At 42.8% G+C, this 24,518-nt stretch carries 29 protein-coding genes, 1 riboswitch and 1 other annotated feature; of the genes, 24 read left to right on the top strand and 5 right to left on the bottom strand.

Annotated elements, in window-relative coordinates; all coding sequences use genetic code 11:
• The 10 genes from minD to pheA all read left to right on the top strand — a co-directional run bounded on the left by minD (position 1) and on the right by pheA (position 7,340).
• Complete coding sequence (gene minD / locus MHB69_RS12475; protein ID WP_017358134.1) at positions 1-804, top strand: septum site-determining protein MinD; 804 nt, start codon at positions 1-3, stop codon at positions 802-804.
• Positions 805-1,021: 217 nt separating this feature from the next.
• Positions 1,022-1,813: a M23 family metallopeptidase gene (locus MHB69_RS12470; protein WP_342495608.1), complete on the top strand. Its 792-nt coding sequence runs from the start codon at positions 1,022-1,024 to the stop codon at positions 1,811-1,813.
• Positions 1,806-2,675, top strand: coding sequence for a M50 family metallopeptidase (locus MHB69_RS12465; protein ID WP_217008779.1), 870 nt, complete (start codon positions 1,806-1,808; stop codon positions 2,673-2,675). Before MHB69_RS12470 ends, MHB69_RS12465 begins: the two co-directional genes overlap by 8 nt.
• A 66-nt stretch (positions 2,676-2,741) precedes the next feature.
• Positions 2,742-2,814 (top strand) — a sequence feature (ribosomal protein L21 leader region).
• 12 nt (positions 2,815-2,826) lie between these two features.
• Entirely contained in the window at positions 2,827-3,135 is a 309-nt protein-coding gene (gene rplU, locus MHB69_RS12460) for a 50S ribosomal protein L21 (protein ID WP_003216781.1), read from the top strand.
• A 14-nt stretch (positions 3,136-3,149) separates the two neighbouring features.
• Entirely contained in the window at positions 3,150-3,488 is a 339-nt protein-coding gene (locus MHB69_RS12455) for a ribosomal-processing cysteine protease Prp (protein WP_034279847.1), read from the top strand.
• Positions 3,489-3,500: 12 nt separating this feature from the next.
• Complete coding sequence (gene rpmA / locus MHB69_RS12450; protein ID WP_003216586.1) at positions 3,501-3,785, top strand: 50S ribosomal protein L27; 285 nt, start codon at positions 3,501-3,503, stop codon at positions 3,783-3,785.
• A 257-nt stretch (positions 3,786-4,042) separates the two neighbouring features.
• Positions 4,043-4,636 carry a sporulation initiation phosphotransferase B gene (locus MHB69_RS12445; RefSeq protein ID WP_034279849.1) on the top strand — a complete coding sequence of 198 codons (594 nt, stop codon included), beginning with the start codon at positions 4,043-4,045 and terminating at the stop codon, positions 4,634-4,636.
• 21 nt (positions 4,637-4,657) lie between these two features.
• A complete protein-coding gene (gene obgE, locus MHB69_RS12440; protein ID WP_024423156.1) occupies positions 4,658-5,944 on the top strand; it encodes a GTPase ObgE in 1,287 nt (428 codons plus the stop codon).
• Positions 5,945-5,999: 55 nt separating this feature from the next.
• A complete protein-coding gene (locus tag MHB69_RS12435) occupies positions 6,000-6,443 on the top strand; it encodes an ACT domain-containing protein (RefSeq protein ID WP_342495607.1) in 444 nt (147 codons plus the stop codon).
• Between the two features lie 18 nt (positions 6,444-6,461).
• A complete protein-coding gene (gene pheA / locus MHB69_RS12430) occupies positions 6,462-7,340 on the top strand; it encodes a prephenate dehydratase (protein ID WP_034279853.1) in 879 nt (292 codons plus the stop codon).
• A gap of 24 nt (positions 7,341-7,364) precedes the next feature.
• Here the strand turns inward: pheA and MHB69_RS12425 are convergent, their stop codons facing one another.
• Positions 7,365-7,907 (bottom strand): transcription repressor NadR, encoded by a 543-nt coding sequence (locus tag MHB69_RS12425; protein ID WP_024423154.1) that lies wholly within the window; start codon positions 7,905-7,907, stop codon positions 7,365-7,367.
• 3 nt (positions 7,908-7,910) lie between these two features.
• Positions 7,911-9,062 (bottom strand): IscS subfamily cysteine desulfurase, encoded by a 1,152-nt coding sequence (locus tag MHB69_RS12420; protein WP_342495606.1) that lies wholly within the window; start codon positions 9,060-9,062, stop codon positions 7,911-7,913.
• A gap of 85 nt (positions 9,063-9,147) precedes the next feature.
• Here MHB69_RS12420 and nadB point away from each other — a divergent pair, with 85 nt between their 5' ends.
• The 5 genes from nadB to MHB69_RS12395 all read left to right on the top strand — a co-directional run bounded on the left by nadB (position 9,148) and on the right by MHB69_RS12395 (position 14,916).
• On the top strand, positions 9,148-10,722 hold the full coding sequence (gene nadB, locus MHB69_RS12415; RefSeq protein ID WP_342495605.1) for an L-aspartate oxidase: 1,575 nt from the start codon (positions 9,148-9,150) through the stop codon (positions 10,720-10,722).
• Positions 10,704-11,567: a carboxylating nicotinate-nucleotide diphosphorylase gene (gene nadC, locus MHB69_RS12410; RefSeq protein WP_098677001.1), complete on the top strand. Its 864-nt coding sequence runs from the start codon at positions 10,704-10,706 to the stop codon at positions 11,565-11,567. Before nadB ends, nadC begins: the two co-directional genes overlap by 19 nt.
• Positions 11,554-12,663, top strand: a complete 1,110-nt coding sequence (nadA, locus tag MHB69_RS12405) for a quinolinate synthase NadA (protein WP_342495604.1) — start codon at positions 11,554-11,556, stop codon at positions 12,661-12,663. Before nadC ends, nadA begins: the two co-directional genes overlap by 14 nt.
• 131 nt (positions 12,664-12,794) lie before the next feature.
• A complete protein-coding gene (gene safA, locus MHB69_RS12400) occupies positions 12,795-14,165 on the top strand; it encodes a SafA/ExsA family spore coat assembly protein (RefSeq protein ID WP_342495603.1) in 1,371 nt (456 codons plus the stop codon).
• Between the two features lie 133 nt (positions 14,166-14,298).
• Positions 14,299-14,916 carry a YhcN/YlaJ family sporulation lipoprotein gene (locus MHB69_RS12395; RefSeq protein WP_342495602.1) on the top strand — a complete coding sequence of 206 codons (618 nt, stop codon included), beginning with the start codon at positions 14,299-14,301 and terminating at the stop codon, positions 14,914-14,916.
• A gap of 45 nt (positions 14,917-14,961) precedes the next feature.
• Here MHB69_RS12395 and MHB69_RS12390 read toward each other — a convergent pair whose 3' ends face one another.
• Positions 14,962-15,594, bottom strand: coding sequence for a LysE family transporter (locus MHB69_RS12390; protein ID WP_342495601.1), 633 nt, complete (start codon positions 15,592-15,594; stop codon positions 14,962-14,964).
• Between the two features lie 235 nt (positions 15,595-15,829).
• Positions 15,830-15,938: riboswitch (TPP riboswitch) on the top strand.
• A gap of 126 nt (positions 15,939-16,064) precedes the next feature.
• Between MHB69_RS12390 and thiC the strand changes: the two genes are divergently transcribed.
• Positions 16,065-17,825, top strand: a complete 1,761-nt coding sequence (gene thiC / locus MHB69_RS12385; RefSeq protein ID WP_342495600.1) for a phosphomethylpyrimidine synthase ThiC — start codon at positions 16,065-16,067, stop codon at positions 17,823-17,825.
• A 36-nt stretch (positions 17,826-17,861) separates the two neighbouring features.
• Here thiC and MHB69_RS12380 read toward each other — a convergent pair whose 3' ends face one another.
• Entirely contained in the window at positions 17,862-18,008 is a 147-nt protein-coding gene (locus MHB69_RS12380; protein WP_180951406.1) for a hypothetical protein, read from the bottom strand.
• A gap of 192 nt (positions 18,009-18,200) precedes the next feature.
• Here MHB69_RS12380 and MHB69_RS12375 point away from each other — a divergent pair, with 192 nt between their 5' ends.
• Positions 18,201-18,383: a hypothetical protein gene (locus MHB69_RS12375; RefSeq protein ID WP_008342761.1), complete on the top strand. Its 183-nt coding sequence runs from the start codon at positions 18,201-18,203 to the stop codon at positions 18,381-18,383.
• A 224-nt stretch (positions 18,384-18,607) separates the two neighbouring features.
• Here MHB69_RS12375 and MHB69_RS12370 read toward each other — a convergent pair whose 3' ends face one another.
• Positions 18,608-19,252: a serine/threonine protein kinase gene (locus MHB69_RS12370; protein WP_034279877.1), complete on the bottom strand. Its 645-nt coding sequence runs from the start codon at positions 19,250-19,252 to the stop codon at positions 18,608-18,610.
• 239 nt (positions 19,253-19,491) lie between these two features.
• On the opposite strand from MHB69_RS12370, the gene MHB69_RS12365 reads away from it, so the two are divergent.
• From MHB69_RS12365 to yajC, 7 genes are all read left to right on the top strand, one after another.
• A complete protein-coding gene (locus MHB69_RS12365; RefSeq protein ID WP_046312308.1) occupies positions 19,492-19,992 on the top strand; it encodes an intercompartmental signaling factor BofC in 501 nt (166 codons plus the stop codon).
• A gap of 148 nt (positions 19,993-20,140) precedes the next feature.
• On the top strand, positions 20,141-20,746 hold the full coding sequence (gene ruvA, locus MHB69_RS12360; protein WP_024423144.1) for a Holliday junction branch migration protein RuvA: 606 nt from the start codon (positions 20,141-20,143) through the stop codon (positions 20,744-20,746).
• A gap of 11 nt (positions 20,747-20,757) precedes the next feature.
• Complete coding sequence (gene ruvB / locus MHB69_RS12355) at positions 20,758-21,762, top strand: Holliday junction branch migration DNA helicase RuvB (protein WP_024423143.1); 1,005 nt, start codon at positions 20,758-20,760, stop codon at positions 21,760-21,762.
• Positions 21,755-21,955: a DUF2905 domain-containing protein gene (locus MHB69_RS12350; protein ID WP_012010741.1), complete on the top strand. Its 201-nt coding sequence runs from the start codon at positions 21,755-21,757 to the stop codon at positions 21,953-21,955. Before ruvB ends, MHB69_RS12350 begins: the two co-directional genes overlap by 8 nt.
• 34 nt (positions 21,956-21,989) lie before the next feature.
• The gene (gene queA / locus MHB69_RS12345; protein WP_034279883.1) at positions 21,990-23,018 is read left to right on the top strand and encodes a tRNA preQ1(34) S-adenosylmethionine ribosyltransferase-isomerase QueA; all 1,029 of its coding nucleotides are present in this window, start codon (positions 21,990-21,992) and stop codon (positions 23,016-23,018) included.
• Positions 23,019-23,049: 31 nt separating this feature from the next.
• A complete protein-coding gene (gene tgt, locus MHB69_RS12340; protein WP_024423141.1) occupies positions 23,050-24,195 on the top strand; it encodes a tRNA guanosine(34) transglycosylase Tgt in 1,146 nt (381 codons plus the stop codon).
• A gap of 47 nt (positions 24,196-24,242) precedes the next feature.
• Positions 24,243-24,509, top strand: coding sequence for a preprotein translocase subunit YajC (gene yajC / locus MHB69_RS12335; protein ID WP_008360993.1), 267 nt, complete (start codon positions 24,243-24,245; stop codon positions 24,507-24,509).
• Positions 24,510-24,518: the final 9 nt, after the last annotated feature.

The raw sequence follows: 24,518 nt of genomic DNA, 5'->3' as shown, positions 1-24,518 counted from the left end.
TTGGGCGAGGCTATTGTGATTACCTCAGGAAAAGGCGGCGTTGGCAAAACAACAACATCTGCAAACTTAGGCACAGCACTAGCAATTCAAGGGAAAAAGGTGTGTCTAGTTGATACCGACATCGGCCTTCGTAATCTGGATGTCGTGATGGGGCTTGAAAACCGCATTATTTATGATCTAGTCGATGTAGTAGAAGGAAGATGCAAAATTCACCAAGCGCTTGTAAAAGATAAGCGTTTCGAGGATCTTTTGTATCTTTTACCTGCTGCTCAAACAAGCGATAAAACGGCTGTAGAGCCGGAACAGATCAAAGAATTAATTCAATCATTGAAACAAGACTTTGATTATGTTGTCATTGACTGCCCTGCTGGAATTGAGCAAGGCTTTAAAAATGCTGTATCCGGTGCAGACAAGGCTATTGTCGTGACGACGCCTGAAATCTCAGCTGTGAGAGATGCGGACCGAATCATCGGTTTGTTAGAACAAGAAGATATCGAACCGCCTCGTTTGATTGTCAACCGTATTCGTACACATATGGCGAAAAATGGCGATTCAATGGATGTAGATGAAGTGGTACATCACTTATCGATTGATCTACTTGGCATCGTAGCAGATGATGATGATGTGATTAAGGCTTCAAACAATGGTGAACCGATTGTCATGGATGCTAAAAACAAAGTATCGATTGCCTATCGCAATATTGCCCGCCGCGTACTAGGCGAATCAGTACCGCTTCAATCTTTTGAAGAAGAAAACAAGGGAATGTTTGCAAAGCTGAAAGCATTTTTTGGTGTAAGAGCATAATCACTGAACCGTGATAGAAAACCTTTGCAGTCAGGAAAGGCGGCTGCCTTTGCGAAGCGAATTTGACATTCGTGAGCACCGGAGCGCAGACCGACACTGAATGCGAGGGTTTCTCTGCACGCTGAGACCGATTCGATGAGAATCGGTCTTTTTGTTGCATATCAGATGGGGTTGTCACATAAAATGTACAAACTGTTTGTATGTAAAGGGTGATCTCATGAAAAGAGTGGACGAGTACCGAAAGAAAATCGCGCAGCGCCGCAAAACGATGCAGCCAGCTGCTCTCTCTAAGAAGACGGATTTCAAGAAAAAAGAAGATATCCCGCCATGGGTTATGCTGACAGAGGAAGAAAAGCATTCTGGCTCGACCTCCTATGAACCGGCGTCCCATCAGCCAAAGAAATATCGTCATCCCTTATTTAACCCGAATACCTTTGTGCTTAAATGCTTATTATCAGCGTCCCTTGTGTTGATTTCAGCCATTTCATTTAAAGGTCAGACAGGTCCGTTTCAGCAGCTGAAGCCGATGATTACTCAGACCTTTGAGCAAGATTTTCAATTTGCTGCTGCTAACCGCTGGTTTGAAAAAACAGTTGGACATCCGCTGGCCTTTTTAACAGAGAAAAAAGATGGCCAAAAGGACGTACAAGCGAATCAAGAACTGGCTGTTCCTGCCTCTGGTAAAGTGCAGGAATCCTTTACGCAAAATGGAGCAGGTGTCAAAGTGGAGACATCCGCTGAAGCCATAGATAGTATGAAGGAAGGCTATGTGGTTGAGGTGAAAAAGAAAAGCGATACAGGGCTTACCGTGGTGGTGCAGCATGCAGATAACAGCTATAGCTGGTACGGTCAATTAAAGAAAGCGGATGTGGCCTTATACGATTTTGTCGATAAGGGTGAAAAAATTGGCCAGATTTCGCTTGATGATCAAGGGAAGGGCACGTATTACTTTGCCATTAAGCAAAATGAACAATTTATCGATCCTATTCAGGTGATGACCTTTGAATAGATGGCTGCTCATGCTGACGAAAATTCATATCCATCCGCTGCTGTGGATTGTGATAGCGTTTGCGGTTCTGTCAGGCCAAATTAAGCCGCTGCTTTGTCTGCTTATCATCGTCTGTGTCCATGAACTTGGACATGCAGCGGCTGCCTGCTATTATCATTGGCGCATTCGGCGGATTTTTTTACTGCCATTTGGCGGAACGGTGGAAGTAGAGGAACATGGAAACCGTCCGTTAAAAGAAGAGCTGGCGGTCATTTTGTGCGGGCCGCTTCAGCATGTACCGCTCCAGCTCATGGCATGGCTTTTCATGGAGGCTTCTCTTATCTCGCATGACGTCTTTACGATGTTTACCTTTTATAATATGGCGATTTTTCTTGTGAATCTTTTGCCCGTTTGGCCGCTTGATGGCGGAAAATTATTCTTTTTGCTCTTATCCGTTTTTTACCCTTTCCAACGTGCACATGCCCTAGCAATAAAAGGCTCACTTGTCTTTTTCGGTCTATTGACAGGAGGGTTACTTTTGTTTGCACCGCTGCAATTCAATGGCTGGGTGCTGCTCACTTTTTTAGCTTATTCACTCGTGATGGAGCACAGGCAGCGGCATTACGTCAGGGTTCGCTTTTTACTAGAACGGTATTACGGTAAAAAAGAGCAAAAGGTAGAAAAACTGATTCCGCTGAGAGCAAGTGCAGAGGAAAAAGTATACGAAGTGATGGCACGATTTCAAAGGGGCTGCAAACATCCGATTATTATTGAAAGAGATGGCGTGAAGATGAGCCAGCTTGATGAAAATGAACTGCTCCATGCGTATTTTTCAGACCGCAGAACCACCTCCTCAATGGAAGAGCTTCTTTTACCGTACTAATGGTGAAAATACATTGACATTCTGCGTCTAGTTTGATATATTTTTTAATGTTATGGATATGTAGCACCCGTGCTACAACCGCGCGGAGCAGGTGTAAAGTGCCTATGGCCCCCTGTATTCGGCGAGTCTGAGTTTATTAGGAGGTGCAGAGATGTACGCAATTATCGAAACTGGTGGTAAACAAGTAAAAGTTGAAGAAGGTCAAACTGTTTATGTTGAAAAACTAGCTGCTGAAGCAGGTGAAACAGTAACTTTCGAAAACGTATTGTTTGTCGGCGGAGACACTGTCAAAGTGGGTAACCCTTCAGTTGCTGGAGCAACAGTAACGGCTAAAGTTGAAAAACAAGGTCGCGGTAAGAAAATTACTGTGTTCAAGTACAAACCGAAGAAAAACAACCACAAGAAACAAGGTCATCGTCAACCTTACACTAAAGTTGTTATCGAAAAAATCAACGCTTAAGGCGTGTGAGTGATATGATCAAAGCAACCATTACTCGGTCTTCAGCAGATGAAAGCATTACGTCTTTTCAGATGACTGGACATGCCGAGTTTGCTGAAAAAGGTCAGGATCTCGTTTGTGCAGGTGTATCTGCTGTTGTTTTCGGCTCAGTCAATTCAATTATTGCACTGACAGGATTGGACCCACTGCTTGATATTGGTGAAGAAGGCGGCTATTTCTCTTTTGAACTGCCAGCTGATACAGATCCAGTATCCTTTGAAAAAGCCCAGCTGCTTTTAGAAGGCATGGTCGTTTCCTTAGAGACAATTGAACGAGATTATCACGATTATGTGAGAATATCAACAAAAAAATAGGAGGTGAACTTCATGCTTAGATTAGATCTTCAATTTTTCGCATCTAAAAAAGGGGTAGGTTCTACAAAGAACGGACGTGACTCTGAGTCTAAACGTTTAGGCGCTAAACGTGCTGATGGTCAATTCGTAACTGGTGGTTCTATCCTTTATCGTCAACGTGGAACGAAAATCTATCCAGGTGAAAACGTTGGACGCGGAGGCGACGACACTCTTTTCGCTAAAATCGACGGAACAGTTAAATTCGAACGTTTCGGTCGTGACCGTAAAAAAGTGAGCGTATATCCTGCGGCACAATAATTGCTAAAAACTCCGGTCATTGACTGGAGTTTTTTTCACTTTTTACAAGCAGTACCGAAGATGATAAAAGAAGATGCACTCCATAAATATCAAAGAACGTTTGCTGACTTTGCCTCATTTTCTCCTATACGATCAGAAAAAACAACCTTTCCTCACATAACTAGTGTTTTTCTATGCTGTCTTCTCTGTTATAATTCAGGGAGACATATTGATGATAAGACTCCTAAAAGAGAGACCAAACGATTGGGAGTGCGATAATGGAAGAGATACCAAGTAAAGAAAATGAAAAATTAACTCACGTTGCATTAACAAATGAATTGATTGATCTGCTCAGTCGTTCAAGACACGACTGGATGAATAAATTACAGCTGATCAAAGGCAACTTGACATTAGAAAAATATGACCGCGTGTTTGAAATTATAGAAGAAATGGTCATTGAAGCACAGCATGAATCCAAACTCTCAAATTTAAAAATTCCCCAATTGGCCTATTACTTTCTAACATTTAATTGGGAGTCGCATTTTATCACCTTAGAATATGAAGTGCTTGGTGAAACCCGAGACTTATCAGCATATGAATCGCAGCTGCTAACGGTATCACAGGAGTTGTTTTCGATATTCGATCAATCAGTTTGCCAAAAAACTGAAAATCATTTAACGGTCACGTTCCAAACAGATCATGAAGAAAATGATGTGATCTTATATTTTGATTTCAAAGGAAAATTAACAAGTTTGGATGCGTTAAATGCGTTTCATGACGCAAACTATCCATGTATGAGTATAACGCAATTTCATGTGACGCCTCATGAGTCCATGATTGAGCTTTGTTTGAGGCAAGAACGAGATATGTGATGCAGAGAAACGGAGGAAGTTATGTTTGTAGATCAGGTTAAAGTGTATGTTAAAGGCGGTGACGGCGGAAACGGTATGGTGGCGTTCCGTCGTGAAAAATATGTACCAAAGGGCGGCCCAGCAGGCGGCGACGGCGGAAATGGTGCAGATGTTGTATTTGAAGTAGACGAAGGACTCAGAACGTTAATGGACTTTCGTTATAAGCGCCATTTCAAGGCTGACCGCGGCGAGCACGGAATGAGTAAAAACCAGCATGGCCGAAATGCGGAAGAAATGATTGTCAAAGTTCCGCCGGGTACGGTTGTAACAGATGCAGAGACGGAACAAGTACTAGCTGACTTGACAGAGCATGGGCAGCGGGCTGTAATTGCCAAAGGCGGACGTGGCGGACGTGGAAATTCACGCTTCGCAACACCAGCAAACCCTGCACCACAGCTGTCTGAAAACGGTGAACCAGGTAAAGAACGTGACGTCATTTTAGAATTAAAAGTACTTGCAGATGTTGGACTTGTTGGTTTCCCAAGTGTCGGGAAGTCAACGCTGCTTTCGATTGTCTCTTCTGCGAAACCAAAAATTGCGGATTACCATTTTACAACGCTTGTACCGAACCTCGGGGTTGTTGAAACAGACGATAACCGAAGCTTTGTTATGGCGGATCTGCCAGGACTGATAGAAGGAGCGCACGAAGGCGTTGGCTTAGGTCATCAATTTTTACGTCATATTGAGCGTACACGTGTCATTGTCCATGTCATTGATATGTCTGGACTTGAAGGGCGTGACCCATACGAAGACTACGTGACGATTAATGAAGAGCTTGAGCAGTACAATATGAGATTGACAGAGCGTCCGCAAATCATTGTTGCGAACAAAATGGACATGCCAGATGCAGCTGACAATCTAGAGGCATTCAAGGAAAAATTAACGGATGACTATAAAGTGTTCCCGATTAGTGCGATCACAAGAGAAGGGCTTCGTGAGCTCTTATTTGAAATCGCCAATCAGCTTGAAACAACACCGGAATTCCCGCTCTATAATGAAGAGGAGCTGTCGGATAACCGCGTGATGTACAGGTTTGATGAAGGCGATGCACCATTTGAGATCTCTAGAGATCCTGATGGCACATTTGTCTTAACGGGTAAAGCACTTGAGCGTCTGTTTAAGATGACAGACTTCTCAAGAGATGAATCTGTTAAACGATTCTCTAGACAGCTGCGCGGAATGGGTGTCGATGATGCCTTGCGTGAGCGCGGAGCAAAAGATGGCGACATCATTCGTCTGCTTGAATTTGAATTCGAATTTATTGATTGATCAAAAGGAGGGTCCAGACCATGGGCTCTCCCGTTTTTAAAAGGGGAGAAAACAGGTGAAAGAAGAAACGTTCTATTTGGTAAGAGATGATGTACTTCCAGATGCGATGCGAAAAACGCTTGAAGTCAAAAAGCTTCTCGATCGCAAAAAAGCGGATTCAGTTGCCGATGCTGTTCAAAAAGCGGATTTAAGCCGCAGTGCTTTTTATAAATACCGAGATGCTGTTTTTCCATTTTATACAATGGTGAAAGAGCAGATCATCACATTGTTTTTCCACCTTGAGGACCGGTCTGGGGCTTTATCAAGACTGCTTCAAATTGTGGCTGACTCTGGCTGTAATGTGTTATCCATTCACCAAACGATTCCGCTGCAAGGAAGAGCGAATGTCACCTTATCAATTAGTACAGCTGGTATGGCAGATGATATCAACACCGTCATGAATCAATTAAGAAAGCTTGAATTTGTCGAAAAAGTCGAAATTCTAGGTTCCGGGGCGTAAAAGGAGAGATCATAGCAGATGAAGCAATTAACTGTAGGTTATTTTGGACCAGAGGCAACATTTACTCATTTGGCCGTATGCTCTTGTTTTCCAAAAGATGCGGTGCAGCGTGCCTATGCAACGATTCCGCAATGTATGGATGCTGTGTCAAAGGGCGAAGTCGATTTGGCGGTCGTTCCACTTGAAAATGCACTCGAAGGCTCTGTGAACTTAACGATTGATTATTTAATTCATGAAGAAGCGCTGTCCATTGTGGGGGAAATGACAGCACCAATTCGGCAGCATTTGCTTGTCCACCCATCAAGAGCCGAGAGCTGGGAGACGTTAGATGTCATTCAATCACATCCTCACGCGATTGCCCAGTGTCATCAATTTCTGAAAAAGCAGTACCCTCATATTCCTCATCGGCCAGTGGAATCAACAGGCTATGCAGCAAAATACATCAGTGAGCATCCAGATGAAGCTGTCGGGGCTATTGCTAATGAAATTGCCGCACAAACGTATGGTTTGACGATTGCGAAAAAAGACATTCATGATTATCCGCACAACCATACACGCTTTGTGATTTTACATAAAGATCCTAACGCATCGTTCCCAATGAATTCTGGTTTCTCATCAAAGCCAAAAACGACCATTGTGGTCAGTCTGCCTAAGGATGACCAATCAGGCGCATTGCACCGCGTGCTGTCTGCTTTTTCTTGGCGGAATCTCAACTTGTCAAAAATTGAATCTCGTCCGACAAAAACAGGTCTTGGACATTATTTATTTATTATTGATATTGAAAAAGAAATGGATGATGTCCTCGTTCCAGGTGCGATTCAAGAATTAGAGGCGATTGGCTGTGAGGTTAAGCTGCTCGGCAGCTATCAAACATATGAATTAACGAATGAAAAATAGTGTCCCGTGCAGGACACTATTTTTTTAGTCTTTTATTAAAAACCCAGCATCATCCAGCGCTTGAATGGCTTGGTCAAGCTGCTTTTGGCTGTAAGAAGTGAGAGTATGCAGGTGCACGCCGTCTGTTAGTTCTGACAAGTAGGAAGCGCCGGTGTTAGAAATATGATGCACAAAATCAGCGACTTGTTTCCGTGTACTGACGCGAATAGAGGCCGTCAGTTCACCATAAACAGGGTGCTCAATGATCACATCTTTCACCGTCACACCAAAGTCTACAATTAAGGTCAGTTCCTCTTCTGTACGAGCAGGATCATGCTTGCAGGCGATGATTTGTTCAATTTCTCTTTCTGGCGCATGCTGCGCCGCCATATACACATAGCCTTGGCTTGTGGCAATAATGGGTTCGTTTTTTGCTTTTAATAATGAAATATCTTGTACAATGACTTGCCGAGAGACAGCCGCCTTTTTAGCTAAAAAGCTTCCAGTAAGCGGTGTGTCTGTTTCTTTCAGCCACTCTAAAATGGCGTTTCTTCTTTCTTCGCCAATGAGTTTCCTCTCTTGCTCCACGTCCTAAGCTCCCTTCTTCTCCTTTTGCAAATGCTCAAATGTATGCAAAAGCTGATCGATGTCCTCTTTTGATGACTGCCATCCAAATGATAGTCGAATAAATTGAAGGGCATCACGATCTGATACACGCAATGCCTTCACAGCAGGGGAAGGATGGTGATAACCAGAAGCACATGCGCTTCCAGTTGAAAGACAAATCCCATGCCGGTTACATGCTAACATTACATATTGTCCTTCAAACCCTTCAAAAAAACAACCAATAATATGAGGCAGCGTGCGGCGATTGTCATTGTCCTGAAGTGTACGAACTGGCAGCTGTCTTATTTTTAACTGCTGAAGAAAATAATCACGCAGCTGCTTATCTAATTTATGCTGTTCATCCAGCCTAAGCATCGTTTGTTCGCTCGCGGCCGCAAAAGCACCGATACATGGAACGTTCACTGTCCCTGGACGTAAGCCATTTTCCTGAACTGCACCTGCATATAAAGGTTTCCAAGGAACATGTGCGCCCATATAAACGGCACCAGCGCCTTTAGGAGCATACACTTTATGACTTGAGATGGACACGGCATCGACTCCAAGTTCTTTGATGGACATACGAATCTTTCCAAATGTTTGCACAGCATCTGTATGAAAAAGAATGTTCCTTTCTTTTAAAAGAGGGGCTAATTCAGCAAGCGGCTGGATAATTCCTGTTTCTGAATTAGCATGCTGAATAGATACTAGTCCTGTTTCAGGCAATAATGCTTTTTTGAGAATGTCTTTTGTTATGATTCCATCCTGATTCGGTTCAATGATCGTGACTTTTACGCCAAGACGCTCTAAGCTGCTAAATGCATGATGAACAGAAGGATGCTCAACTGAAGTTGTGATGACATGCTGTTGATGTGTCGGCAGTCCATTGATGATCGATTGAATCGCAAGGAGATTGGATTCAGTTCCACCGCTTGTAAAGTAGACCCCATCTGGTTCACCCTCGATCATGGCAGCGAGTGATTGTCTGCTGTAAGTCAATATGTCATTTGCTTTTCCCCCGGCATCATGAAGACTGCTTGCATTTCCGTAGAAATTTTTACTTAGCTGCTCAAAAACATGCAGCGCTTCCTCTGAAACAGGTGTAGAAGCTGCGTAATCTAAATAAACCAACCCATCCATCTCCCGTGTGAAAATTTTTTCTTGTATTTATTTTAGTGTTGTGTAATGATATGTGTCAAGACAGGTGTAAATGACAGGAGGGGCGATGGTGTCATCAATCAAAAAAGTCATTGTGGTGGGATCAGGCATTGCAGCGCTTTCCTTTGCAAAAACCATTTCGAAAAGCTGCCAGGTCATCATGATGACAAAAAAACAATGTTCATCTAGTAATTCCATGCTGGCACAAGGAGGAATCGCTGCTGCCTTTTCAGCACATGATTCAGTTCAGCAGCATGTGCAGGATACACTAGCTGCCGGCTGTGACCACAATGATGAAAGAATTGTACAAGAAATCGTGAAACTTGGAAAACATCTTGTGGAGCAGCTCGTAGCAGAAGGCTGTCCATTTGATCAAGATGAGGCGGGAGAGCCGCAATTAGGCAAAGAGGGCGCACATACCACTCATCGCATCTTGCACGCGGGAGGAGATCAATCAGGCAAAACCCTTGTACAGTTTCTGAAAAGTCAGCTCGGCTCACATATTCATTTATACGAATATCATCATGTCATTGATCTATTGATTCATGAAGGGACATGTACGGGTGTTGTATGGAAAGACGAGAAAGGACACGTACATACGATGACCGCAGATGCCGTTGTTTTATCAACTGGCGGCTGCGGCTCCCTATATGAGACAAACACAAATGATCCTTCTGTAACAGGAGACGGACTGATGATGGCCTATCGAGCCGGGGCGCAATTAGTGGATCTCGAATTTGTTCAATTCCATCCTACTCTTTTAACAATCGCGGGAAAAGCAGCTGGTCTCATTTCAGAGGCAGTACGGGGAGAGGGAGCTTATTTAGAAGATGAAACAGGCAGGCGGATCATGAAAGATATTCACCCGCAAGCTGATTTAGCACCTAGAGATGTGGTCGCTAGAGCGATTTTTCATGAGCAGCAATTAGGTCATCAATTGTATCTTAACATCCATGATATTCCGCATTTTTCAGCTCGTTTTCCGGCCATAGCTCAGATGTGCGAGCGCGCAGGCGTCGATATGGCAAGCGGCAGGCTGCCAATTTCCCCAGGTATGCACTTTCTAATGGGCGGTATCAGCGTGAATGAATATGGAGAAACGACTGTTCCAGCGCTATTTGCCATTGGAGAAGCGGCCTGCACTGGCTTACACGGTGCGAATCGATTGGCGAGTAATTCTCTTCTGGAAGGTCTCGTGTTAGGCAGCAAAGCGGCACAGAGAATTGACCAGCTGCCTAAACTGAAAGAAACAAGTCCACCTTTTTCTATTCAAGAAATATGGATGGTCCCAATGATTTCAACAGCTCAGCTGAGACAATGGATGACTACATTTGCGGCCATTGTGAGAGATGAAAAAGGCTTGCAGACTTTGCTTCATTCGTTGCAACATGTCAATTTTCAGCAAATTAATGTGAAGGATATCACAAATGAACAGGTCGAATTAAGCAATCAATGGGCATTAGCGGTTTGCCTTGCTAAATCTGCATTACTTCGTACAGAAAGCAGAGGCGGCCATTATCGAATGGATTATCCAGAGCGGAGTGATGCGTTGTGGCGGGGCAGGCAGATTGTTCATGAAAAAGGCCACATTCACATTATGAAAAATGAAAGGATCGGTGCCAAATGGAACGTTTACAGTTAAAACAAATGCTCACTCATTTTTTCACAGAAGATATTGGCTTTGGAGATGTATCAGCAGATGCCATCTTTGGAGACAAGAAAGGAACAGCTCTTATCATTGCGAAACAATCTGGTGTATTGGCAGGGTCACAACTGATTGATACAGGGTACCGCCTGTTGAATGAACAGATTCAAACTGAGCTGTTTTTTCAAGAAGGTGATTGGATTCATTCAGGCGCTGTACTGGCGAAAATAAAGGGCCCAGTCAACGACTTATTAAAGGGAGAGAGGGTCATTTTAAATCTATTGCAGCGAATGACAGGTATCGCCACCTTAACACATGAGGCGGTGCAGCGATTAGGTGACCCGTCTATTACGATTTGTGATACGAGAAAAACGACACCCGGCTTGCGTATGTTAGAAAAATACGCAGTAAAGACAGGCGGTGGTAAGAATCATCGCTTTGGCTTATCGGATGGGGTGATGATTAAAGATAATCATATTGCCGCATGCGGTTCTATCCGTGAAGCTGTAGAGAAAGCAAGAGCATATGCCGGTCATATGGTGAAAATTGAAGTGGAAATTGAATCAGAAACGCAGCTAATGGAAGCCATTGAAGCAAAAGCGGATGTTATCATGTTTGATAACTGCTCTCCGGACGAGGTAAAACGTTTTAAACAAATGACGCCAGAGTCCATTCTGACAGAGGCTTCAGGGGGAATCACCTTAGAGACATTGCCAAGTTATAGGGGGACAGGAGTCGATCTTATTTCACTTGGTTTTCTGACTCATTCAGCCCCAGCATTTGATTTTAGTATGAATATGGAATTCAGTCATAAAGGGGGAACAACTCATGTCTATGCTTAATGTATTAGCCAATCAACATGCAGTCATGATGCCAGATGAATATAAACACCGCTCTGATGATGAGATGAAGCAGCGAGTGTTAGAAATTAAGCGGGCTTTTGGTTCAAAGCTTTTTATACCGGGCCACCATTATCAAAAGGATGAGGTCATCGAATTTGCAGATGCAACAGGAGATTCATTGCAGCTAGCGCAAATAGCTGCTGACAATCACGAGGCTGAATACATTGTGTTCTGCGGTGTTCACTTTATGGCAGAAACGGCAGATATGCTGTCAAGCAAGAATCAAAGCGTCGTTTTGCCAGATATGAGGGCGGGCTGTTCAATGGCAGATATGGCAAACATGAAACAAACAGACAGAGCATGGGAGCAGCTCACTGATCTGTTTGGGGATACAATACTTCCGCTTACGTACGTCAATTCAACAGCAGATATTAAAGCATTTGTCGGCAAGCATGGCGGGGCGACGGTTACTTCGTCAAACGCTAAAAAAGTACTCGAGTGGGCACTGACACAAAAAGAGCGGATTCTGTTTCTCCCTGATCAGCATCTAGGGCGTAATACGGCTTTTGATTTAGGTATTCCGCTAGAAGAAATGGCTGTGTGGGATCAGATAGAAGAAAAGCTCATCACCGATCAGCCGCTTTCTCGTATTAAGATGATTTTATGGAAAGGCCATTGCTCCGTACACGAGAAGTTTACCGTTCAGAATATAGAAAAAATGAGAAAAAAAGACCGTGACATTCAAATTCTTGTCCATCCTGAATGCACGCATGAGGTCGTAAGGGCTTCTGACCTAGCAGGTTCAACGAAATTTATTATTGATACGATCAAACAGGCACCAGCAGGAAGCAAATGGGCGATTGGAACAGAGATGAATTTAGTCAAACGGATCATAGCGCAGCACCCAGATAAACAAATTGAATCCCTTAACCCAGATATGTGTCCATGTTTGACTATGAACCGGATTGATCTGCCTCATTTGTTATGGTCACTTGAAAGCATTGAGAAGGGTCAGCCGGCCGGGTTGATACAGGTCAATGAAGACATCACGAAAGACGCATTGCTTGCACTCAAGAAAATGCTCGCCATTAAATAATGAATCAGCCCCTCCTATCAGAAAACAAGTTTTTATCATATCGGCTTGTAAATAGGCATAAATTTATGTTGAAACATATTGTACTTCTGACATAACCGTTACGTTCACGTTTTGCATAGGAGGGGAAAACGTTGAAAATTCATATTGTGCAAAAAGGAGACTCCCTTTGGAAAATTTCAAAGAAATACGGAGTCGACTTTCAAGAATTGAAAAAACTAAATTCACAGCTCAGTAATCCTGATTTGATCATGCCGGGTATGAAGATTAAAATTCCATCTAGTGGTGTTCCTGTGAAAACAGATCATCACAAAGCAAAAGAAATGCCAAAAACGAAAGAACATCCGTATGTGAAAGAAAAGCCAAAAGATGTTGTGCAAGTGCAAGATACGAAACCGAAGGAAAAGCCAAATGAACCGGTACCATATGTACCGCCAGTGCCAAAGATCGAGCAGCCAGTTTTTCCGCAAGTCGATGTGAACTATTATCAGACCAATCTCTACCAGCCATTCACGCCTCCTCCCAAAAAAGATCATCATGAGAAAAAAGATCACGTTCATCACAAAAAGGATCACAAGGATCATTTTCATCACGAAAATAAAGACCATAAAGATAACAAGGATCATTTTCATCATGAAAATAAGGAACATATAGACCACAAGGATCATTTTCATCATGAAAATAAGGAACATAAAGATAACAAGGACCATTTTCATCATGAAAATAAGGAACATAAAGATAACAAGGATCATTTTCATCATGAAAATAAGGAACATAAAGATAACAAGGACCATTTTCATCATGAAAATAAAGGTCATCTAAAAGAAGAAGTGGCGAAGGGGTATGATCCGTTTATTCATATTCCGCATCAAAAAGAGGAGGGAAAAGACATGGAGCATGGCAATTATCCGAACCTTCCTAACTTCCCGCAAATGCCAAATATGGGAGGGGCAGCGGTAGGGGGAGTGGCTGAAAATAACGAGCATCATCATCAGCACCATCATCATGAACCATATGATCCTTATTTTGGTTATGGTCATTACATGCCGGCGATGTATCCATATCCGCAGCAAATGGTGCCGGCTTCGCCAATTTTACCGGGATCAGGCCTATGTTATCCAATCCAGCCATATTATCATCATCATATGATGCCATATCCATACCCGGCTCATCCGTATTATCCTGCGTATCAAGCGCCAGCTTACTACGGAGAGAATCATGAGCACCATGCAAACGACGGACATCACTGGCATCACCATATGCATTCAAACGCCAACGCAAATGCTAACGCAAATCAAGGGTTTTATCCAAATGTTTCAAATCCAGCATATGGAAAGGGAGACTGCGGATGCGATGATGGCATGAAGCATCATCAGCCTTGGCCAGGACATGATCCGAATCCTGTTCCTTATGGCCAAATGGGGGCTTATCCAGCTCAGCCTTATATGCAGCCATATCCAGGTCAATCCGTTTTTGCAAGGCCGGAGGAAGAGGAAGAAGATTAATGACAGAAGGAACGATCTCAATCGTTCCTTTTTTTGTTTATAACTGACAGCTTGATTTTTTTCCTAACTGTACATGCTAAAACAGAGCCTGTTTCGCGCTCATGAGATTGAATTTGTACAGGGGGTTTTTCGTTTGAGACAAAAATGGCAAAAAACAATCGCATTAGTGCTTCTTCCTATTGGTTTAACGGCATGTGGTGCAAATAATAACGCAGGTGTCGATACACGTCATAATCAATCAGGCCAGCCGGTTGGTTATCATTCAAATCAACGATCGGAAGACAACAACCAAGATCATCAAGGACCAGTTTCTGAACTTATGGAGGGAATGAACGGGAGAAATACAACAAATGTTGATTACCGTACACGTCCTCAAACGGATGATCGAATGCCTCTCACAGGTGGAGATGGACGCTACAGTCATGGAGATATGAACTATCATAACCAAATGTCGTTCTCAGGCTATGATAAACAAGAGAACATTCAGCGTTCAAGAAAAATTGCCAACCGCGTCAATAAAATGAATCACGTGGCAGACTCTCAAGTCATGGTGACGGATGAGAATGTGTATATTGCCATTAAATCAGATGGCCGCCTGACGTCAGAAGGCGTATCACAAGTAGAAGAAGCAGCGACTCGTTATGCGGATGGAAGAGCAGTCCAAGTCATAAAAGATGAAGGTGCATTCACTCGCTTTAGAGACATGAGAAGAACGCAATTTGAAACAGGCCAAACAGGCATGACCCGATAGTTTGACACAAAAAGGCTAAAGTTCATCACGAACTTTAGCCTTTTCTTAAAAATAAACCTTGATGCCTATATAAAATTCGTAAAAGAAATAACAGCCAAACCCTAGTAATAAAATACCAGTAATAATGGAAGTCCACTTGATCATCGTCCGATTCATCACTTTTCTTGTTAACGATACAAGTGTGAGAAGACCGATGTCATGAAGGAAAATCCCTGCCAAGATACCGCCGGCAGCCAGCATAAATTCAGATGAATCTGTTTTTGTATACGCATCCGCAAGTACGGCACCAAAAACAGAAACCCAGAACACAAGATTTCCAGGAGATACCGCCACGAGCAAGCCGTTTCGATATGTTTTTGCGAATGATTTATTGACCTTTTCTCCTGCTAAATGGATATCTTGATCCGCGTGTTTAATGGAGTCGTATGCGAGAATCATTAAAAATACAGCTCCGATCAGCCAGAGCGGGATTTGAACAAACGGCAAAGATAAAAACTGAGCAAATCCAGCATATAAAGCCAAGATAAGTAATAAGTCTATGGTCATACCGCCTGCTCCGACAGTTAAACCATGAAAGAATCCGTTTTTGAGTCCCTGTTTTGTCATTTCAACCGTGATTGCTCCAACAGGCAGAGCAATTGAGAATCCTACGACGATAAATGTGAGAAATGTTTGCAATCGACTAGAACTTCCTTTGAATAAATTGTATAAAAATTCTCCGTTTAGATTAATTATACATAATAGGAGAAAAGGATCAACGATTATTTCAGATTTAATTGAAATGAGAGAGACAGATCATGTATAGAAATCTGTATATCAATATAATCCATAAAGCTTGTAGGGGAAAGGAACTATTTTCCTGAATTCTCTTTTTTTCATGAAGTCTCTATGCTACACTGATGTGGAAATCGATAAAAGTGACTAGGGGTGCCCGTAAATGGGCTGAGAGAGTAGCATAAGCTTCTTAACCCTTTGGACCTGATCTGGCTCGTACCAGCGTGGGGAAGTTGAAGATGATGCATGTATCCTATCAATGATATGCATGTTTATTTCTGACGACGAAACCAGGTTCTTTCAATAGAGCCTGGTTTTTTGCTGGTGCTGATTCCATCCTGTCCGGTGACAAGAAGAAAAGGAGAGAACAGCAAATGAAGGAAAAGAAAAGTGTCCCATCCAACCAATCATTATTATCCAGCTTTGACGGCAGCCGAAAGGTGTATGAGAAAGGATCAAGGCCCGATATCTTAGTGCCGAAAAGAGAGATTGCGCTCTCACATACTGTGACAGAGGCGGGCGGCATAAAAAATGAACCAGTCCGTGTATACGATACGAGTGGACCGTACACTGATGAGAACGTTCATATTGACGTCACAAAGGGATTAAAGCGTCTTAGGGCAGCATGGATTGAAGAAAGAGGAGATACAGAAAGCTATGAAGGGCGTCATGTAAAACCGGAAGATAACGGATATCGTTCAAGGGAGAAGGAGTCCTTCCATTCTGTCCAAACTGATTTTCATCATAAGCCGCTCCGCGCGAAACAAGGAGCGCGCGTGACGCAAATGCATTATGCCAAAAAAGGCATCATTACGCCTGAAATGGAGTTTATCGCAATAAGAGAAGAGCTAAGCCCTGAGTTCGTTAGAGAGGAAGTAGCGAGCGGAAGAGCCGTCATTCCTTCGAATATTAACCATCCAGAAAGTGAACCAATGATTATCGGAAGGAATTTTCATGTCAAAATCAATGCGAATATTGGTAATTCAGCTGTCACGTCATCCATTGATGAAGAGGTTGAAAAAATGACATGGGCGATCAGATGGGGGGCAGATACAATGATGGATCTGTCTACTGGAAAGGATATTCATACAACGAGAGAATGGATCATTCGGAATTGCCCAGTCCCAGTAGGAACCGTTCCTATCTATCAGGCCCTTGAAAAAGTGAATGGAGTCGCAGAAGATTTGACGTGGGACGTGTACAGGGACACATTAATTGAACAAGCAGAACAAGGTGTAGATTATTTCACAATTCATGCGGGCGTGCTGTTAAGATATATTCCGCTTACAGTCGATCGGGTGACTGGAATTGTTTCAAGAGGCGGTGCAATTATGGCAAGATGGTGTCTTGCTCATCATCAAGAGAATTTCCTCTACACTCACTTCGAAGACATTTGTGAAATTATGAAAAAATATGATATCGCCTTTTCACTTGGAGATGGACTTAGACCAGGCTCGATTGCTGATGCCAATGATGAGGCGCAGTTTGCAGAGCTGGAAACGTTAGGTGAATTAACAGAGATCGCTTGGAAACATGATGTGCAGGTGATGATTGAAGGGCCCGGACATGTCCCAATGGATAAAATCAAAGAGAATGTGGACAAGCAAATGGACATTTGCAAGGAAGCACCATTTTATACGTTAGGGCCTCTTACAACAGATATCGCGCCGGGGTATGATCACATTACATCCGCAATCGGTGCGGCCATGATCGGCTGGTACGGAACAGCCATGCTGTGCTATGTAACACCAAAAGAGCATTTAGGTCTGCCGAACAAAGAAGATGTGAGAGAAGGCGTGATCGCCTATAAAATTGCGGCACATGCCGCTGATCTAGCAAAAGGACATCCTGCGGCTCAAAAGCGCGATGATGCTTTATCGAAAGCAAGGTTTGAATTTAGATGGCGGGATCAATTCAACCTGTCACTTGATCCAGAAAGAGCCTTGGCGTTCCATGATGAAACATTGCCTGCCGAAGGCGCTAAAACCGCTCACTTTTGCTCGATGTGCGGACCGAAGTTTTGCAGTATGAAAATTTCTCATGATATCCGCAATCAATCTGAAGAAGTGAAAAGAGAGATGGAAAAGAAGGCGAAGGAGTTTGTCAGTCAGGGAAGTCAAATTTATCAGCACTAAAAAAAGAACCTCGCACGCATGCTGTGCGGGGTTTTATCAAACGGCTGAGAAGGCTTTTCTTAAAAGGTGAAAAAATGCCTTTGCTGCATATGCCAGCATGTCCACACTTGGAATGAGAGCATCTGTTAAATGAAAAAAGACTGTTTGTTTTTCGGGAGATGTTCGTTTCTTTTTCTGCTTCATTAAGGGCAGCCTCCTTTTTAATCAATATACTTCTTTGCAGATCTGAGAGATAGATATGTTGTGTGAATTTAAACAAAATTTAAACTTCTTGGGTTTGAATGGAAACAAGGAGGGGAAACGAGTTGAATAGAGAATGAATGAAAAGAGCTGATCTATTTGACCAGCGAACAAGAAGAGTGGAAGGTGATCTTTATGATGAAAGTATTTAAGGTAACATTTCATATGAACAATGGGGAAGTGCTTGATTTCGAGCTCAAACGTCCAGCTACCTATGATGTGTATAAAAAAATTGAAGAAGCCAATCATTGGTTTAAGCTGAATAATGAAATCATTAACCTATTAAACGTCAATAGTATCCATGTAGAAACAGAATAACGCAGAAAGCCGCTCAAAGAGAGCGGCTCAGCGTGTAGACAAACCCTCGCATTCGTTGTCAGTTCTGCGTGCCGGTGCTCACGAATGTCCAATTCGCTCCGCTCCGGTTCTCGTCCTTCCTAGACTGCAAAGGTTTTCTATCACGCTGAAAAGAAAGGGCTAAAATCAAGATCATTTTAGCCCTTTGTCAACAATCTGAGCCGCTCAAAAGAGAGCGGCTTTCATTATGCAGAAAAATCATTTCGATTATTAAGCTGCCCGCGGGACAGCCAGTTCTTTTTATACAAATATGCAATGACTTCAAGCCACAGACGCGGTGCTTTTTTAGGGAAAAAAGGTTTTTGGTAATAGGCATAAGCGGCTTTTAAATCATCCCATTGATGACATGCTTTCGTTTGCGTGAATCTGGCAACGTCAATGACCCTGATCCGTCCTTCTTTTGTTAAGATCAAATTGCGCAGATGAATATCAGAAGGATTCAATCCTTTCTCGCGCGCTTCCTCCAGCGCATCATCGACTTGTTCAATCATTTGTTTTTTAATAGGAATTCCTTTTGTAAGGCATTCATAGAATGTGTAGCCTTTAATATATTCCATTAAAATATACTGATCCCCAGACTCATAAATCTCAGGGTAGTAAGACGAACCAGAAAGTTTTTCGTAAATGGCAGCCTCTTTGCGGGCAATATGCTGATAAGAAGGGAAAAAGACTTTTAGTGCCATTTTCTTGCCGTCTTTTTTGTATAAAAAGACATAGGCACTTCTTCCTTTGCCGCACAGTTCAAGCTCTGCCGGTTTATAGGCAAGCTTATGAAAACGTTTCTCTTCATGATATTGAATCGATTCGGCTAATCTTTTGACATCTGACATTGACTTCACCTTCTTTGGTTTCAGTTTATGCGGCTGAAAAACGAATGATGAAAAAACCGTGTCATTCGATAAAGCAATGGATTGTATAAAACATAACATTTACGAATGAAGGATACAACGAAAGACTCTTACCATACATTTGAATGATCGATTTGGTTAATGTTTAGAAAAATGGGTCAAACTACATATGTCATGCATCGATCTCATGTTCTAAAGAGGTGTAAATAGTGAAAGTGAAGATGAAATGTTTCGTTACAGGACTTATCATGACAAGTGTGCTTTTTTTTGCTGCGGATATGGAAGGGAAAGAACACTTGCAAAAGCAGTCAAACTCTATTACCGTCCAGCTTGAAAAAGTTTATCTAGACGGCGATGTGAGTATTGAAAGACACCGGGCATCATTAGAAGACAAAGACACATTCTGGGCGCAGTATAAAGGCTGGACGCTCGTAGAACAAAAAGAGGATTTTGCCCTTTTTAGAAAGCAAATTGATGATATCTCTCCATTAAGTAAAGCAAATGGATATATCGGATTATCAGAGGACGGTGTGATTTCTACGTTTCATGGAAGGCCTGACGGCTGGGCGGAGCCTATTCATCTCTTTTTTCAAATTGATACGTCCCGTTTAGAAAGTCATGTGGAAAAGCAGCTTGAGCAAGGCATTCCTTTTCGAACAAAGGATGAATTTGAGCATGTGCTTGAAGTCATGAAGCCTTATCGAAATGAAGTATCGTTTTAAAGCGTGTAACAGCTTGCTGGTATGAAGGCCGCAAGCTGTTTTTCGTGGTTTCATCATAAAAATGTACTGAGCGAACGTATGTTAACTTTTATTGCGGTTTTCTCTTCGATTTATGTTACAATGAAGAACAGTCAAAGAGGTGAAAACGGTGATAGAGTTTGTAAAAGGGACCATTGATTATGTGTGCCCGCAATATGTTGTCATTGAAAACGGCGGAGTGGGATATCAAGTCTATACCCCAAACCCGTTTATCTATCGAGTAAATAAACAAGAAACGATTTATACGTATCATTACATAAAGGAAGACGCCTTTTCGTTATACGGTTTTCAAACACGAGAAGAAAAAGCGCTGTTCACAAAACTGTTAAATGTCACAGGAATTGGGCCAAAGGGCGCACTCGCCATTCTTGCTTCCGGGGATCCTGGCGCTGTCATTTCAGCGATAGAACGTGAAGATGAAGCGTTCCTGATTAAATTCCCTGGTGTGGGCAAAAAAACAGCACGCCAAATCATTCTGGATCTAAAAGGCAAACTGGCAGATGTGGTGCCAGAGATGATTGGCAACTTATTTAATCACGAGGACCACATTCAGGTCGAAACGCAGCAAACTGCATTAGATGAAGCGCTTGAAGCCTTAAGTGTCCTTGGATACGGTGATCGTGAAATCAAAAAGGTTCTTCCATTATTAAAAGAAGAAAAGAATCTCACAACCGATCAATATGTGAAAAAAGCTTTACAAAAAATGTTGAAATAGGGTGATGTCTCATGGATGAACGGCTCGTCTCAACTGAAGCAGACAACCATGAATCAGCCATTGAGCAAAGTCTGCGGCCACAGACACTTAGCCAATATATCGGTCAGCAAAAAGTAAAGGATAACCTCAGCGTATTTATTGAAGCTGCCCGCATGAGGCAGGAAACGCTTGATCACGTCCTTTTATATGGACCTCCTGGACTTGGGAAAACAACGCTTGCGTCGATCATTGCCAATGAAATGAATGTTCAGCTGCGTACAACGTCAGGACCAGCGATTGAACGTCCTGGTGATTTGGCGGCCATCTTAACATCTCTTGAGCCAGGTGATGTATTGTTTATTGATGAAATTCACCGCTTGCAGCGCTCAATTGAAGAAGTGCTGTACCCAGCAATGGAGGACTTTTGTTTAGATATTGTCATTGGAAAAGGAGATACAGCACGCTCTGTACGGCTTGATTTACCGCCATTTACGCTTGTAGGTGCAACAACCCGTGTCGGGCTGTTAACAGCGCCGCTTCGTGATAGGTTTGGGGTACATGCAAGATTGGAATACTATGAACAAAGAGATTTGGCTCACATTGTGGCAAGAACAGCCGAGCTGTTTGAGATTGGGATCGATATTCGCTCTGCTGAAGAGATTGCGAGACGTTCCCGGGGAACACCGAGGGTTGCCAATCGTTTGCTCAGAAGAGTAAGAGATTTTGCGCAGGTGCTTGGGAATCATGCCATTACGCAGGATATTGCGGAAGATGCCCTAGAGCGTCTTCAAGTCGACAGGCTTGGCCTTGATCATATAGACCATAAGCTGCTTTTAAGTATGATCGAAAAATTTAGAGGCGGTCCTGTTGGGCTTGATACGATCTCAGCGACAATTGGAGAAGAATCACATACGATTGAAGATGTGTACGAACCGTACTTACTGCAAATTGGTTTCCTGCAAAGAACACCAAGAGGGCGGGTCGTCACAAGAGAAGCGTATGAACATTTTCAAATGGAGGTTCCGATTCGTGACTGAATTCCCTAAAATATTAATGATTTTAGGTGGTGTCCTTTTTGCCGCAGGATTAGTATTTCAATTGGTTGGTAAGCTTCCAGGTGATATTTTTGTGAAAAAAGGAAATGTAACGTTCTTTTTTCCTGTCATTACATGCATTGTCATTAGCATCGTACTAACCATATTACTTAATATCTTTGGACGGATGAAATAACGTTAACTAGTTAACTACAGAATAGGTGAAGGAAATGAAGCTAGAACTATTTGATTTTGATTTACCAGAAAGATTGATTGCACAAGTGCCGCTTGAAAAAAGAGATGCATCAAGACTGATGGTCTTAAACAAACAAACGGGTGCGATTACACATGATACATTCTCACAAATCATCAATTATTTTCAAAAGGGTGATTGTCTCGTTCTAAACAATACGCGCGTTCTGCCTGCACGTCTGTTTGGTATGAAAGAGGATACAGGTGCCAAAGTAGAGCTGCTTCTATTGAAACAAGAAGAGGGAGACAACTGGGAAACACTTGTCAAACCAGCCAAACGGGTGAAAAAAGGGACGGTTATCACGTTTGGTGATGGACGGCTCAAAGCAGTATGCACAGAGGAAATGGAACATGGCGGAAGAAAAGTCGAGTTTCAATATACAGGCATTTTTTATGAAGTGCTTGAATCCCTTGGTGAAATGCCGCTGCCTCCATATATTAAAGAGCAGCTTGACGACCGTGAACGCTATCAAACCGTTTATTCAAAAGAGGTTGGCTCCGCTGCTGCGCCAACTGCCGGTCTCCACTTTACAACCGAGCTGCTGGATGCGCTGAAAGCGAAAGGTGTACACATTGCTTTCATTACGCTGCACGTAGGGCTTGGCACATTTCGTCCGGTAAGTGCAGAACGTATTGAAGAACACGAAATGCACGCAGAGTTTTATGAAATGAATGAAGAAACAGCTGATGAGCTTAACCGCATTCGCAAGGAAGGCGGGCGGATTATTTCAGTCGGCACAACGTCAACAAGAACGCTTGAAACCATTGCAAGTGCACATGATGGTGAGTTCAAAGCCTCAAGCGGCTGGACGTCGATCTTTATTTACCCTGGCTACACATTCAAGGCAATTGACGGCATGATCACGAATTTCCATCTGCCAAAATCCTCGTTAATTATGCTTGTCAGCGCATTAGCTGGACGAGAGCACGTACTTAAAGCGTACAATGAGGCTGTTAAAGAGGAATACCGATTCTTCAGCTTTGGCGATGCCATGCTGATTCAATAACATCATACAACAAAGACAGGAGGGCTCATTTTTGTCGCAATTACCGATACGTTATGAGTTCATTAAATCATGCAAACAGACAGGTGCACGTCTTGGCCGCGTTCATACACCGCACGGCTCCTTTGAAACACCTGTATTTATGCCAGTAGGTACACTGGCTACAGTCAAAACAATGGCGCCTGAAGAATTAAAGGCTATGGATGCAGGCATCATCTTAAGCAATACGTACCATCTATGGCTCCGTCCAGGTCACGATATCGTAAAGGAAGCAGGCGGTCTGCACAAATTTATGAACTGGGATCGAGCAATCCTAACAGATTCAGGCGGATTCCAAGTTTTTTCATTGAGTGAATTTAGAAAAATTGAAGAAGAAGGCGTTCACTTCCGTAATCATTTAAACGGAGACAAGCTGTTCCTATCTCCTGAAAAAGCCATGGACATCCAAAATGCACTTGGCTCTGATATTATGATGGCATTTGATGAATGCCCGCCGTATCCTGCAGAGTACGATTATATGAAACGTTCTGTGGAGCGGACAAGCAGATGGGCAGAGCGCTGTCTAACAGCGCACCAGCGTCCTGAGGATCAAGGGCTGTTTGGGATTGTCCAAGGCGGAGAATACGAAGAGCTTCGAAAACAAAGTGCAAAAGACCTTGTTTCACTTGATTTCCCAGGTTACGCCATCGGAGGCTTATCTGTAGGGGAACCAAAAGATGTGATGAATCGTGTACTAGAGTTCACAACACCATTTTTACCGGCAGACAAGCCGAGGTACCTAATGGGTGTCGGCTCACCAGACTCCTTAATTGACGGCGCCATTCGCGGTGTAGATATGTTTGACTGCGTACTGCCGACGCGAATTGCAAGAAACGGCACCTTGATGACAAGTGAAGGCCGTCTTGTTGTGAAAAATGCAAAATATGAGCGTGACTTTAGACCAATCGATGAAAACTGTGATTGCTATACATGTAAAAACTATACACGCGCCTATATTAGACATCTCATCAGAACAAATGAAACGTTCGGAATTCGATTAACAACTTATCATAATCTTCATTTTCTGTTAAAATTAATGGAGCAAGTGAGAGAAGCTATCCGTGAGGATCGTTTAGGTGATTTTAAAGAAGAGTTTTTTGAGCGTTACGGCTTTAACAAACCGAATGCGAAAAACTTTTAACGCATAAACGAAAGGCTTTACAATGCTTTAGAAAGGGGTGAAATAGAATGGATGGTGGTATGGGTTCAATCATTATGATTGTTGTCATGTTTGCTGTGCTTTACTTCTTGTTAATCCGTCCACAGCAAAAGCAACAGAAAGCTGTGCGTCAGATGCAGCAATCTTTATCAAAAGGCGATAAAATCGTCACAATCGGTGGTTTACACGGTGAAATCGACTCAATTGATGAATCAAAAGTGGTCATCAAAACAAGCGAAAACAACCGTTTAACTTTCGATCGTCGTGCTATTAGAGAATTAGCTGACAAAGGCTAATCCTCTGAT

It is taken from the genome of Bacillus sp. FSL K6-0994 (genome assembly GCF_038630815.1).
GTDB classification, from domain to species: domain Bacteria; phylum Bacillota; class Bacilli; order Bacillales; family Bacillaceae; genus Bacillus; species Bacillus safensis.
This window is presented reverse-complemented; position numbering and strand designations above follow the sequence as displayed.